This window comes from Micromonospora sp. NPDC047670 (assembly GCF_043204915.1).
GTDB lineage: Bacteria > Actinomycetota > Actinomycetes > Mycobacteriales > Micromonosporaceae > Micromonospora.
Genome location: NZ_JBIDDA010000008.1, coordinates 315304 through 326736, shown reverse-complemented (window position 1 = coordinate 326736; position 11433 = coordinate 315304). Strand labels below are relative to the sequence as shown.

Genomic DNA, 11433 nt, shown 5'->3' with positions numbered 1-11433 from the left:
GTGGGGCCGGGGGGGGGCTGGTTGGTAATACCCGCCCCCGGCGCGGCCCCCCCCCCCCGCGCCCCACACCCCCACCACCACGCACCGCAACCCAACCCCACACCCCACCCCGACGCGCAGCAAGCCAAACAGGGCAAGAGCCAAGCAGACCAAGCAACCCACAAGGGAAGAAACGCCGAAACGGGCTGACGCCCGCCGGGAACCTCCCGACGGGCGTCAGCCTTTCGCGGTGCCGGGCACTGCCCGGAGGGTGCTCACCGTCAGCGCGCGGCTCCCATGCCGAAGCGGTGACGCTTGCGCCAGACCAGCGACAGGAGCAGGAGCACCGCGCCGGCGCCGACGAGGCCGCCGCCGAACTTCATCGGGGTGCTCAGGCTGTCACCCGTGACGGGCAGCGGCGGCGCGTGCTTCTTGAGCACGATGAGCGTCGCCGTCGCCACCTGCCGCGACGTCTGGCCCTCCGCCCGGAAGGTGTAGGTGCCCGGGTGACGCGGCGTGTAGGTGGTGCGGAACTCGCCGTTGTCGTCCGCCGTGACGACGATGGTCCGGGGGCTGGGCTGGGGGGCCTGCTGGAACGAGACCGGCGCCATCGCGATGGTCTCGCCGGTGCTGCGCCGCGCCTGCTCGGCGCCCGGAACGGCGGCGGCGAGCGGCGAGGTGCTGACGGTGATCACGACCGTCTCGAAGTCGGCCCAGCCGGTGCCGATCAGGGTGGCGGTCTGGCCGACCACGACGGTCGTCGGGCTCACCGCGAGCGTCGCGGGGCCGGGCGGGTAGACCGGTGGCTGTGGCGTACCGGTGCCGGGCGCCGGCTGCGGCTGCGCCGCCCCCGCTGCGGTCGGCGCGGCCAGCACGGCCATACCGACCGTGAGCGCCATGATGATGCGGGATAGCCGCATGATTGGTTCCCTCCTACTGGTCACAGCTTGGTGCGGAAACAACTTGGGTGGTCCATGGGGTGGCGGTGGGGGTCAGCCACAGCTCGGCCGTGCCGGCGCCGGTCTTCGCGGTGAGCACGGTGACCTCCAAGGTGCGGGAGGTTCCCGGGCTGACCTCGACGTTCGCCGTGGTCACCTGACGGCGCCGCTCGGTGCCGCTGCCCACCGCCGTCTCGACGCCGTCGAGACGGGTGGTGAGCACGGCCCCGCCGGCCGGGCTGTGCACCGACACCAGGGTGCGGATGGTGTACGGGTCGCCGGCCAGGCCGAGGCCGAGGACCGACTTGCTGAGGCCCGACCTCGGCGCCGACGAGCGGAGGGTGACCCGGAGCCGGATCTCCCGACGGCCGTCGGCCCGGCAGTCGCCGACCGTGAGGGTCGCCGCCGGCCGGAGGTAGTAGCCGAGCTTCGCGCCGCTGCCGTCGTTGAGGAACACACCGACGGTCGGCACGGTGTCCTTCTCCGGGAGAACCCCGGCCATTCGGCTGTCGCCGATTGTCCGCTGTTCCTCAGGTCGGGCACTCCAGAACAATATCCGGCGTTCAGTGACAGCACGGTCGAATGCGGACAATAAACCCTTCGGGTCGACTTTCTTCGTAACCAGCGCGTTGAACACGGCGGCGGCGGAGGAAGCGAAGAAGGCGTCCTGCTCGTCGTTCTCCATCCGCTGGTAGCTGTCGCTGAGCACGGTCTGCACGACCTTCTCCGCGGCCAGCGGGACGCCGCCGGGCACCATCACCGGGCCGGTGGCCTTCAGCAGGTACGACAACACCACCGGGTCTACGGCGAGTACACCGTCCACCGTGGTCTTCGTACGCCGTCGGAACATCTCGCGGTAGAGCGCGGCGGCGGTCGGGAAGTGCGGGGTGAGGTTGACGTCGGCCGGATAGATCCCGGGCAGGTCGGCCCAGAGGCGGCGCACCTCCGCGGGCACCTTCAGCGGCGGCTGGAACCGGCCGAGCGCGCTGCTGGTCCCCTGTTGTCCCATCCGGACCCGGCCGGCGTCGGCGTGGATCACGGCGTACGCGCCGATCATGCCGCCGGTGGCGCGCAGTTCGGCCGGATTCTGCGACACGACGAGATAGGTGCGGGGGCCGTCGGCGCCCAGCAGGGCCGGGAGCAGCCGACTGGCCTGGTCCGCGGCGGCGGTGAGGTTGGCCAGCCGGTCGATCTCGCCCCGCAGGTCGACGAGCGCCTGCCGGACCTGGCTCACCAGCCCGTCGGTGGGCACCACGGCGAGGCTGCTCCGGGTGCCCTGCACCGCCGAGTTGACTGTGGTCAGCTCCGCCGAGACCGTCCGCAGCCCGGCCACGTCCAGCCGCCCGCCCGCGGGCACCAGGCTGGTCAGATCGGTACGCAGCAGCAACGGGAACGCCTGCCGGGCGAGATCGTCGATCGCGACCGCGATCTGCCGCACGGCGGCCAGGTTGTCCCCGGCGTACGGGGTGTGCCGGCCGAGCCACCAGCCGGGGTCGCCGGTCGCGGCCCGGGCCTTGCCCGCCTGCTCCTGCAACGCGGCGAGGGTGCGTTGCGCCCGGGCCGTGTCGCCGCCGACCACCTGGGCGCTCAGCTCGCGGGCCAGCCCGGCGGCGTTGAGCAGGTGGGCGCGGGCCTGCCAGCCCCGGAAGCCCACCCAGCCCCCCGTCAACAGCAGCAGCGAGCCCACCACGAGGGAGGCGAGCAGGGCACGCCGAAGCTGTCGCCGCCGGCGGGACCGACTACGCCGTCGGCGCGGTCTCTGGCTCTCCGTCACACCACACGTCCTTCCCGAAACGGACAGATGGCCCGATTCCTCCGCCTGTTCCTACCAGGTAACGATCGTTTACACCGCTAGATGACGGTATTGGGCAATACGCGAGGATTGCTCGCGGCTCAGCGGCCCGTGCGACCGGCCGCCGCGTCGTACAGCAGCCGCTCGACGCGGTCCACGCCCGCCGGCATCGACATCTCCCTCAGGTACGCCTCCCGGCCGCGCCGGCCCATGTCCGCCCGGGCGGACGGCGGGATCGTGGCGGCCAGCCAGAACCGGTCGGCCAGGCTCGCCCAGTCCTCCGGCGGGCAGGAGAGGCCCGCGCGGGCCCGCTCCACCAGCTCCGCGGTGTCGCCGCCCGCGGAGGCCACCACGGGCGCGGCGCAGGAGAACGCGGCCTGGAGCTTCGCCGGCAGGGTGCTGCGCAGCTCGGGCAGGTCGCGCAGCATGACGAGCTGGTAGTCGGCGGCGGCGTACAGCTCCGGCATGTCCAACGGGGAACGGCGCTCGACGAAGCGCACGTTGTCGGCCCGCAGCTCGGCGGCGAGCCCCCGCACCCGCCGCTCCTGCGCGCCCGAACCCACCAGGACGAGGTCCATGGTGCGGTCCAGCGCCGCCGCCGCCCGTACCGCCGTCTCCAGACCCTGCCGGGCCCCGATGGTCCCGGCGTGCATCACCACGCAGCGGTCGTCGCGGCGCACCAGCCTCCGCGCCGCCCGGCTGGGCCGCGCGGGCTGGAAGATCCGCTCGTCCGTCCAGTTGAGCACCACCTGCACCCGGGCCGGGTCGGCGCCGGCGGCCACGACCCGGTCCCGCAGCGACGGCGCGGCGACCGCGATCCGGTCGGCGGCCCGGTACGCCCGGGTCATGGCCGCGCCGAGCCGCCCGGCCCACCGCCCGTGCTCCGCGTCGGCCGGCTCGTCCGCCGCCCAGACGTCCTGCACGTGCACGACGGTCGGCACCCGACCCAGCAGGCGCAGCAGGCCCGCCGCGGCGAACGCGGTCGCCGGGGGCAGGTGCACGTAGAGCGCGTCGACGTCGGCGAGGAACGACCGCCCGGTCAGGGTGGCGCTCCCGGCGAAGGACAGGTAGCCGGCCATCCGGGTGCGCGCCGACCCGTCGCCGCCGCTGTAGCGCGGGACCCGCCGGACGGTCAGCCGCTCGCTGCGGGTCTCGTGCCGCCACCGCTGCCGCCACCCCGGATAGACGTGTCCGCCGGGATAGTCGGGGAAGCCGGTCAGCACCTTCACCTCGTGTCCTCGCACCGCGAGTTCCTCGGCGAGGCTGCCCGGGATGAACGCCGGCTCGGGCGGGAAGTGGTACGTCAGGATCCCGATCCTCACCGGCGCGCCTCCGTCCGGACGGCGCGGCGCGGCGCGGCATGGCCCCGTTGACGGCCCGGGCCCGCGTACGATGCCCGCATCCCCTCCGCGTCCGGCCGGCACCGTCGGCCGACCGCCGTCGCGGCGTTGCCCGCGACGGCACCGACGAGAGGGGTCCACATGGTCGACCGGGTGCTGTTCGTCTGCCACGCCAACCTGTGCCGGTCGCCGATGGCCGAGTACCTCGCGCGCCGCCTGCTGGCCGGGCAGCCGGTCCTGGTGTCCAGCGCGGGCACCGACGCCGTCGACGACCTGCCGATGCACCCGTACGCAGCGGAGGTGGCGGCGGAGGCCGGCGGTGAACCGGCCGAATTCCGCAGCCGCCGGTTGCGCGGAGAACTCCTGGTCGGGGCGACGCTGGTGCTGACGGCGACCCGGCGCCAGCGGTCGGTCTGCACCGCGCTGGCGCCGGCGGCGCTGCACCGGACGTTCACCCTCCGCCAGTTCGGCCGGCTGGCCGAGGCCGCCGACGCGGCGACGGATGCGGCGGACGACGCGGCGGCGGGTCCGGTCGACGGGCCCCTGCGGGCCGCGGTCCGGGCGGCCGCCCGCGCCCGGGGATGGCTGCAACCCGCCACCCCCGACGCGGACGACCTGGTGGACCCGATCGGCGGCACCGCCGCCGACTTCCGACGCTGCGCCGAGGAGATCGAACGGTCGCTGCGACCCCTCGCGGCGCTCATCGGGACAGCCGGGTGAGTTCCTGCGTCCGGTCGCTGAGGCCGTCGATCCGATCCGCGTGCCGGGCGGGCGTGGCCCGGTCCGCCGGCACGTCCGTGGCCCCGGCCGTCACCACCCGGTAGGCCTCGTACTGGTACGCCTCGGCCTTGGCCACCTTGGCCATGTTCAGCACGCAGCCGAGCAGCCGCACGGAGACCGAGTGCAGGGAGCGCGCGGCGGCGGCCACCTGGGTCCGCGAGGTGCGGCCCTGCTGCGAGACCAGGAGCGCGCCGTCGGCCTGCACGGCCACCACCACGCCGTCGGTCACCGCCAGCAGCGGCGCGGTGTCGATGATGACGATGTCCGCCGACTCCCGCAGGGCGAGCAGCAGGTCCGCCATCGCCTTGGAGCCGAGCAGCTCGCTGGGGTTCGGCGGCGCCGAGCCACTCGGGAGCACCAGCAGGGACTTGTCGCCCCAGCGCTGCACCACGTCGCCGACCTGGACGTCACCGACGAGCACGTCGGTGAGTCCGATGCCGGCGTCGAGCCCCAGGTAGTCGGCGACCTTCGGGCGGCGCAGGTCGGCGTCGACCAGCAGCACCCGCCAGCCGGCCTCCGCCAGGGCGATGGCCAGGTTGCAGGAGAGCGTGGTCTTGCCCTCGCCCTGCAGGGCGCTGGTGACCGCGATGACCCGGGCGGGCTCGTGCACGTCGACGAAGCGCAGATTCGTCCGCAGCTTGCGGACCGCCTCGGCCCGGGCGGAGTTCGCCGCCTCGCCGACGATCAACGGCTCCGACTTCGCGGTGCTCTCGAACGGGATCTCACCGAGCAGCGGGCTGCCGGTGGTGCGCTGGAGGCCGGCGGCGTCGCGCAGCCGCACGTCGGCCAGCCCGCGCAGGATCGCCAGGCCGACGCCGGCGAGCAATCCCAGCAGCGTGCCGATCACGAAGTTGCGGACCGGCTGCGGCGACACGGGGGTGGGGCTGACCCGCGGCCCGCTGACCACCTCGATCTTGATCGGGCCGGCCTTGCCGTCCTGGGTCGTCTCCACCTTCTGCACCAGCTCCACAAACTTCGCGGAGAGCAGTTCGGTGACCTTCAGCGCGCGGTTCTGGTCCGTGTCGGTCACCGAGGCGCGCAGCAGGACGGTGCCTGTCTCGGTCGAGGTGCTGACCCGGCGCTGAACCTCCTCGGCGGTGAGCCCGATGGGGTTCTCGGCCACCACGCTCTGCGCGAGGCGGTCGCTGGTCAGCAGCTCGGCGTACGACTTGACGCGCTGCTGGAGGAAGAGGCCGCCCTGGTAGGCGTCCGTGACGCCCTGACTGGGCGTGGTGACGAAGAAGGTCACCGAGGCGACGTACCGGGGCTGGGCCCGGACGGTGACGAGGGCGGTGATCCCGAGGGCGACCATGACGGTGAGGAGCACGATCCACCAGTGCTGGCGCACGAGGCGGAGTTGGCGGTACAGGTCCATCAGGCGCGCCTCCGTACCAGGCCGGTAACGCCAAAGAACTTCACGAAAACCCCCAAGGTCGACTTAATCTCGTGAAACCATTAAAGCGACTCATACGACTTATGTCCCGAGTTACGTATTTTCGCCCCTTGACATCTGCGCCCGACCCGCCAACCGACAAACGGGTGGGCGGCGTCCCGGGTAGCGGGGAGAAGCGAACGGGCGTGACGTTGCCGACCGGCGACCCGTCCCGACTCGCCGGCCAGGCCGCCGATGGATAGGGTCGGAAACGGTGTGCCGGGAAGCCTGGTCGGCAGTTGACCCCCTGCTGCCCAGACAACGAGGTGGACCTCGCGCATGAGCGACCGCGCCCCGCACACCGACCCGTCCCGCGCGCCCCGCCGGCTCTTCTCGCGTACGTCCTGGCCGGAGGCCCGGTTCCTGGCCGACGTGCTGCGGACCGAGACCGTCGGCGGCGCCCTCCTCCTGGTCGGCGCGGTGATCGCGCTGATCTGGGCGAATTCGCCCTGGGGTTCCTCCTACGAGGCTCTCGGTGACTGGGTGCCGTGGTCCGGTGGGGCGGCCCTGCACCTCGACCTGAGCCTGGCGGCCTGGGCCGCCGACGGCCTGCTGGCCGTCTTCTTCTTCGTGGTCGGGCTGGAACTCAAGCGCGAGTTCGTCGCCGGTGAGCTGCGGGACCCGGGCCGGGCGGCCCTGCCGGTGATCGCCGCCGTCGGCGGCATGGTGCTACCCGCGCTGATCTACGTCGCGGTCAACCTGGTCGCCGGCGGGGACGGGCTGCGGGGCTGGGCCATCCCCACCGCGACGGACATCGCGTTCGCCCTGGCCGTGCTGGCCCTCATCGGCTCCCACCTGCCGCAGGGCCTACGGGCCTTTCTGCTCACCCTCGCGGTGGTCGACGACCTGCTCGCGATCACCGTCATCGCCGTGTTCTACACCGACGACTTCAGCCCGCTGCCACTGCTCGCCGCCCTGGCCCCGATCGCGCTGTTCGGCGTTCTCGTGCAGCGCCGCAGGACCTGGTGGTGGGCGCTGATCCCACTCGCGGCGACCGCGTGGGGCCTCATGCACGCCTCCGGGGTGCACGCCACCGTGGCGGGCGTCCTGCTGGGCTTCACCGTGCCCGTCCTGCGCGGCCGCGACGGCGACGGGCACGGGCTCGCCGAGCACCTGGAGCACCGCTGGCGCCCGATCTCGGCCGGGTTCGCGGTGCCGGTCTTCGCGTTCTTCGCGGCCGGGGTCTCGCTGCGGGGCACCGACCTGGGTGCGGTCGCCACGGACCCGATCGTGCTCGGCGTGGTCGCGGGCCTGGTGCTCGGCAAGGCCGTCGGGATCTTCGGCTCGACGTTCCTGCTCGCGCGATTCACCCGGGCCCGGCTCGACGAGGACATCACCTGGTCCGACCTGCTCGGGGTGGCGCTGCTCGCCGGAATCGGATTCACCGTCTCGCTGCTGATCGGTGAACTCGCGTTCGGCGCCGGCAGCACCGCCGACGACAACGTCAAGACGGCGGTGCTCACCGGCTCCGTGATCTCCGCGCTGCTCGCCACGGTCGTGCTGGTCCGGCGCAACGCCGCCTATCGGCGCATCGCCGAGGCGGAGCGGGTGGACGCCGACCGCGACGGCGTGCCGGACGTCTACCAACGCGGCGACGGCTGACCGTCAGCGGCGCCGCTCGGCCGCCCGGCGCTCCTCCTGCTCGTCGGCGAGGGCGTCGCTGACCGGCTCCATCAGGTCGTCGCCCGGCACCGCCACCTCCTCCGCCCGGTCCTGCTCGTCGACGCGCCCGCCGGCCGGCGGCTGCGGGGCGGTGGCGCCCCCGGCGAATCCGTACTCGTTCGGTTCGTCGTGCTTGCTCATGTGGCAGTCCTCCCGCTTTCTCCGGTTTCGCCTCCTACCGCCAACGGTAGGTGGTGATCCTCTTGCCCGCTGGAGGCCGCCGATAGTCGCGCCGGCGTCGCGGCGAGCGCGGCCCACAGCAGCCGGCGCAGCAGGATGATCGCCGCCGCCGCGGCCAGCTCCGCCCACCCCTGGTCGCCGGCCAGCCGCAGCAGGCCGGCGGCGGTGAGCAGGTCCAACAGCACCCGCAGCGCGCACCGCCAGGAGCCCGTGCAGACCAGCACCGCCAGCCCGGCGACCGTGGCCAACGCGGTGGTGGCGGTGACCAGGGCACGCATCACCCGCCCCGCCCCGTCTCCCCAACCTGCCGCTGCTCCTGGCGGATCTCCCGGCCGAGGAAGTAGTTCAGCGCGGTCCGGATGGTGGCGATCGCCGCCAACTGGCCGATCTGGGTGAAGGTCGGCGAGACCGCCGTACGCAGAATGTCCGCCGCGAGCTGGAACTCCAGCCCGAGGGTGAGGAACCGCCCCAGGGAGAGCCGGATCGGGGTGAACACGGCGGCGCTGCGGTGCCGCAGCCCTTCGACCGCGAACCGCAGCGCCGCCCAGGCCGCCCCAACGAAGATGACCACCGCGCCGGCCACCTCCACCGCGGTGACCAGAGCCTGGTAGCCGTGCCGCAGCACCTCCTCGACGCCCACCCGCTGGCCTTACCCGGCCCGTCGGGCGCTAGTCGGCGTCAGGTGAGCTGCGCGACCGCCTCCAGGATCAGCCAGAGCCCGCAGATCGCGAAGAGCACCGCGGCGCCGTACTTGATGGTCTTCTCCGGCAGCCTCCGGCCCAGCATCCGCCCGACCAGGATGGCCAGCGCGTCCGCGGCCACCATGCCGACGGTCGAGCCGAGCCAGGTGCCGAACCAGCCGTACTGGGTGGCCAGGGTGATGGTGGCGAGCATCGTCTTGTCGCCCAGCTCGGCCAGGAAGAACGCGACCGACACCGCCACGATGGCGGACTTGCTGGTCTTCTCGGCCTTGCGCTTCTCCTCCTCGGTGAGGGTGTCCCCGCGCAGGGTCCACGCACCGAAGCCGAGGAAGGCCAGACCCGCGACGAGCGAGATCCACTCCGTCGGCAGCGCGGCGCCGAGGCCGTAGCCGATCGCCACCGAGGCCAGGTGCACCACGGCGGTGGCGACGGTGATGCCGATCAGGACCGGCACGGGCTTGAAACGAGTGGCGAAGGTCAGCGCCATCAGCTGGGACTTGTCCCCCAGCTCGGCGACGAAGATGACGCCGAAGCTGACCACCAGCGCGACGAGGAAACCTTCCATGACATCCTTCCGGATCACGCCGGGAGGAGGTACGGGGCGCCCTCGACCCGGCTACGACAGCCTGGGTCGAAGGTCTCGCCCGCCCCGGAGACCGAGGCCGCGTGGCCGGATGCGGAACGCACCAGTGTGTCGACCACGACATTGGGGGCTACTCCCCTTCGCGCCGCCCAGCCTAGCCGACCACCGACCGGGCGGGACGCGGCGGGTGAAGATCGTCACGCGCCACCGCCCGGCCCACGGTCCGCCCGCCGTGGGTCGCGCCGTGGTCGCCGGCCCGTCCCCCGGGACTACCCGGCTCCGGTCACTCGGCGCGGGCCAGGGTGACGCCGAACAGGCCGTCCGGGTCGGTCCAGAAGTCGTGGGCGGCGAAGCGGGCCGCCGCCAGCTCGGCGGCGATGCCCTCCGGCCGGAACTTCGCGGACACCTCGGTGCGCAGCTCCTCGCCCTCGGCGAAGGTGACCTCCAGGTCGAGCACCCGCACCCGCATCGGCCGCAGCGCGCGCAGTCGCATCTCGATCCACTCCCGCTCCGGGTCCCACAGGGCGACGTGGGCGAACCCCTCCGGGTCGAAGTCGGCGCCCAGCTCCCGGTTGATCACCCGCAGCACGTTGCGGTTGAACTCGGCGGTGACCCCGGCCGCGTCGTCGTACGCCGGCACGACCACCCCCGGGTCCTTGACCAGGTCGGTGCCGATCAACAACCAGTCCCCCGCCTCGAGCGCGGCCCGCATGGCGGCCAGGAACCGCGCCCGCTCGGCGGGCAGGAGGTTGCCGATGGTGCCGCCGAGGAAGAGCACCAGCCGCCGCCCGCCGGCCGGCAACCGGTCCAGGTGGCGGGTGAAGTCCCCCACGATGCCGCGCACCCGCAGCCCCGGGTAGTCGGCGGCGATCTCGGCGGTGGACCGGCGCAGGGCGCTGACCGACACGTCCAGCGGCACGAACGTCCCGAGGCCGCCCCGGCGGGTGAGCGCGTCCAGCAGCAGCCGGGTCTTCTCCGACGAGCCCGACCCGAGCTCGATCAGCGTCTTCGCCCCGGTCAGCTCGGCGATCGCGCCCGCCCGGTCGGCCAGCACGGCGCGTTCGGCCCGGGTCGGGTAGTACTCCGGCAGCCGGGTGATCTCCTCGAACAGCTCACTGCCACGGGCGTCGTAGAACCACTTGGGTGGCAGCCACTTCGCCTCGGCGGTCAGGCCGGCGCGGACGTCCTCCCGCAGGCTGCGGCCCAGGTCCTGCTCCTCGAGGTGGATCTCCAGCGGCTCCGCGCTCATGTCTTCCCCTTCGTCGTCGGGTGGAACGTCCCTGTCGGGCGGCGGTCAGACCTCGGCGAGAGCGCGTACGCGCACCCCCGTCGCGGTCGCCTCCACCAGTTGCCCGTCCGGCACCGCCTGCCAGCCGGGGTCGTCGTCGTGCGGCTCGGACGACAGCAGCACGGACGCCGGGGTCGCGCGGATCGACAGCGCGTGCCCGGCAACGCTGGCCACCACGGTGTGCCCGTCGGTGAGCAGCAGGTTGAGCCGGGATCCGGGCGCGGCCGCGGCCACCGCCGTGACGGTCTCGGCGATCGCGCGCGCCGGCTTCACCCCGGCCCGCAGCCGGTGCCGGACCAGCGCCCACAGCAGCGCCGCGTCGGTGGACGCGTCGAGGGTGAGCAGGTCGCGTACCGGCAGGGTGCCGGCGAGCGGGACCACCGAGTCGGGCCAGCCCCGCACCATGCCGTTGTGACTGAACAGCCAACGCCCCTCGGCGAACGGGGCGGCGGCCCCGTCGAGCACCGCCATGCCGACCGTCGCGGAACGGACGGCGGCGAGCACCGCGCCGGCCGAGGTGACCGCCGCGAGCTGCGCGATGGTCGGGTCGCTCCAGATCGGCTGGGCCCGCCGGTAGCGCACCGGCTCGCCGTCGCCCGGATACCACCCGACGCCGAAGCCGTCGGCGTTGATCGTCCCGCCGCCACGCATGTCACGGGGCGCCCAGGACTGCCGCACCAGGGAGTACGGCGGGTCGAACAGCAGTTCCCGCAGGGTGACCGGCGGCCCGAGGTAGGCCAGGTGACGGCACATCAGGC

The 11433-nt window shown here is 73.4% G+C and carries 12 protein-coding genes; 2 read left to right on the top strand and 10 right to left on the bottom strand.

Annotated elements, in window-relative coordinates; all coding sequences use genetic code 11:
* Nucleotides 1-260: 260 nt before the first annotated feature.
* The 3 genes from ACGF7U_RS21500 to ACGF7U_RS21490 all read right to left on the bottom strand — a co-directional run bounded on the left by ACGF7U_RS21500 (nt 261) and on the right by ACGF7U_RS21490 (nt 4031).
* Nucleotides 261-899, bottom strand: a complete 639-nt coding sequence (locus ACGF7U_RS21500) for a hypothetical protein (protein ID WP_393109195.1) — start codon at nt 897-899, stop codon at nt 261-263.
* A gap of 13 nt (nt 900-912) precedes the next feature.
* The gene (locus tag ACGF7U_RS21495) at nt 913-2604 is read right to left on the bottom strand and encodes a DUF4012 domain-containing protein (protein WP_393109193.1); all 1692 of its coding nucleotides are present in this window, start codon (nt 2602-2604) and stop codon (nt 913-915) included.
* Nucleotides 2605-2810: 206 nt separating this feature from the next.
* A complete protein-coding gene (locus tag ACGF7U_RS21490; protein ID WP_393109191.1) occupies nt 2811-4031 on the bottom strand; it encodes a glycosyltransferase family 4 protein in 1221 nt (406 codons plus the stop codon).
* Nucleotides 4032-4190: 159 nt separating this feature from the next.
* Between ACGF7U_RS21490 and ACGF7U_RS21485 the strand changes: the two genes are divergently transcribed.
* The gene (locus tag ACGF7U_RS21485) at nt 4191-4769 is read left to right on the top strand and encodes a low molecular weight phosphatase family protein (protein WP_393109189.1); all 579 of its coding nucleotides are present in this window, start codon (nt 4191-4193) and stop codon (nt 4767-4769) included.
* Here the strand turns inward: ACGF7U_RS21485 and ACGF7U_RS21480 are convergent.
* Nucleotides 4750-6204 (bottom strand): polysaccharide biosynthesis tyrosine autokinase, encoded by a 1455-nt coding sequence (locus ACGF7U_RS21480; RefSeq protein WP_393109187.1) that lies wholly within the window; start codon nt 6202-6204, stop codon nt 4750-4752. The two genes, ACGF7U_RS21485 and ACGF7U_RS21480, sit on opposite strands and share 20 nt — an antisense overlap.
* Nucleotides 6205-6540: 336 nt before the next feature.
* Between ACGF7U_RS21480 and nhaA the strand changes: the two genes are divergently transcribed.
* Nucleotides 6541-7863: a Na+/H+ antiporter NhaA gene (gene nhaA, locus ACGF7U_RS21475; RefSeq protein ID WP_393109185.1), complete on the top strand. Its 1323-nt coding sequence runs from the start codon at nt 6541-6543 to the stop codon at nt 7861-7863.
* Nucleotides 7864-7866: 3 nt separating this feature from the next.
* On the opposite strand, the gene ACGF7U_RS21470 is transcribed toward nhaA, so the two are convergent.
* From ACGF7U_RS21470 to egtC, 6 genes are all read right to left on the bottom strand, one after another.
* The gene (locus tag ACGF7U_RS21470; protein ID WP_393109183.1) at nt 7867-8064 is read right to left on the bottom strand and encodes a hypothetical protein; all 198 of its coding nucleotides are present in this window, start codon (nt 8062-8064) and stop codon (nt 7867-7869) included.
* Nucleotides 8061-8381 carry a hypothetical protein gene (locus tag ACGF7U_RS21465; RefSeq protein WP_393109181.1) on the bottom strand — a complete coding sequence of 107 codons (321 nt, stop codon included), beginning with the start codon at nt 8379-8381 and terminating at the stop codon, nt 8061-8063. The genes ACGF7U_RS21470 and ACGF7U_RS21465 overlap by 4 nt, the downstream gene beginning before the upstream one ends.
* Nucleotides 8381-8743 carry a DUF1622 domain-containing protein gene (locus ACGF7U_RS21460; RefSeq protein WP_393109179.1) on the bottom strand — a complete coding sequence of 121 codons (363 nt, stop codon included), beginning with the start codon at nt 8741-8743 and terminating at the stop codon, nt 8381-8383. The genes ACGF7U_RS21465 and ACGF7U_RS21460 overlap by 1 nt, the downstream gene beginning before the upstream one ends.
* Before the next feature lie 38 nt (nt 8744-8781).
* Nucleotides 8782-9369 carry a TMEM165/GDT1 family protein gene (locus tag ACGF7U_RS21455; protein WP_393109177.1) on the bottom strand — a complete coding sequence of 196 codons (588 nt, stop codon included), beginning with the start codon at nt 9367-9369 and terminating at the stop codon, nt 8782-8784.
* A gap of 301 nt (nt 9370-9670) precedes the next feature.
* Nucleotides 9671-10636, bottom strand: a complete 966-nt coding sequence (gene egtD, locus ACGF7U_RS21450) for an L-histidine N(alpha)-methyltransferase (RefSeq protein WP_393109175.1) — start codon at nt 10634-10636, stop codon at nt 9671-9673.
* Between the two features lie 45 nt (nt 10637-10681).
* The gene (gene egtC / locus ACGF7U_RS21445; protein WP_393109173.1) at nt 10682-11428 is read right to left on the bottom strand and encodes an ergothioneine biosynthesis protein EgtC; all 747 of its coding nucleotides are present in this window, start codon (nt 11426-11428) and stop codon (nt 10682-10684) included.
* Nucleotides 11429-11433: the final 5 nt, after the last annotated feature.

Excerpts from the sequence above, each read along its gene's own strand:
- ACGF7U_RS21500 (WP_393109195.1), bottom strand. The coding sequence starts at position 899 with ATGCGGCTATCCCGCATCATCATGGCGCTCACGGTCGGTATGGCCGTG.
- nhaA (WP_393109185.1), top strand. The coding sequence starts at position 6,541 with ATGAGCGACCGCGCCCCGCACACCGACCCGTCCCGCGCGCCCCGCCGG.
- egtC (WP_393109173.1), bottom strand. The coding sequence starts at position 11,428 with ATGTGCCGTCACCTGGCCTACCTCGGGCCGCCGGTCACCCTGCGGGAA.
- egtD (WP_393109175.1), bottom strand. The coding sequence starts at position 10,636 with ATGAGCGCGGAGCCGCTGGAGATCCACCTCGAGGAGCAGGACCTGGGC.
- ACGF7U_RS21470 (WP_393109183.1), bottom strand. The coding sequence starts at position 8,064 with ATGAGCAAGCACGACGAACCGAACGAGTACGGATTCGCCGGGGGCGCC.
- ACGF7U_RS21465 (WP_393109181.1), bottom strand. The coding sequence starts at position 8,381 with ATGCGTGCCCTGGTCACCGCCACCACCGCGTTGGCCACGGTCGCCGGG.
- ACGF7U_RS21485 (WP_393109189.1), top strand. The coding sequence starts at position 4,191 with ATGGTCGACCGGGTGCTGTTCGTCTGCCACGCCAACCTGTGCCGGTCG.
- ACGF7U_RS21480 (WP_393109187.1), bottom strand. The coding sequence starts at position 6,204 with ATGGACCTGTACCGCCAACTCCGCCTCGTGCGCCAGCACTGGTGGATC.
- ACGF7U_RS21455 (WP_393109177.1), bottom strand. The coding sequence starts at position 9,369 with ATGGAAGGTTTCCTCGTCGCGCTGGTGGTCAGCTTCGGCGTCATCTTC.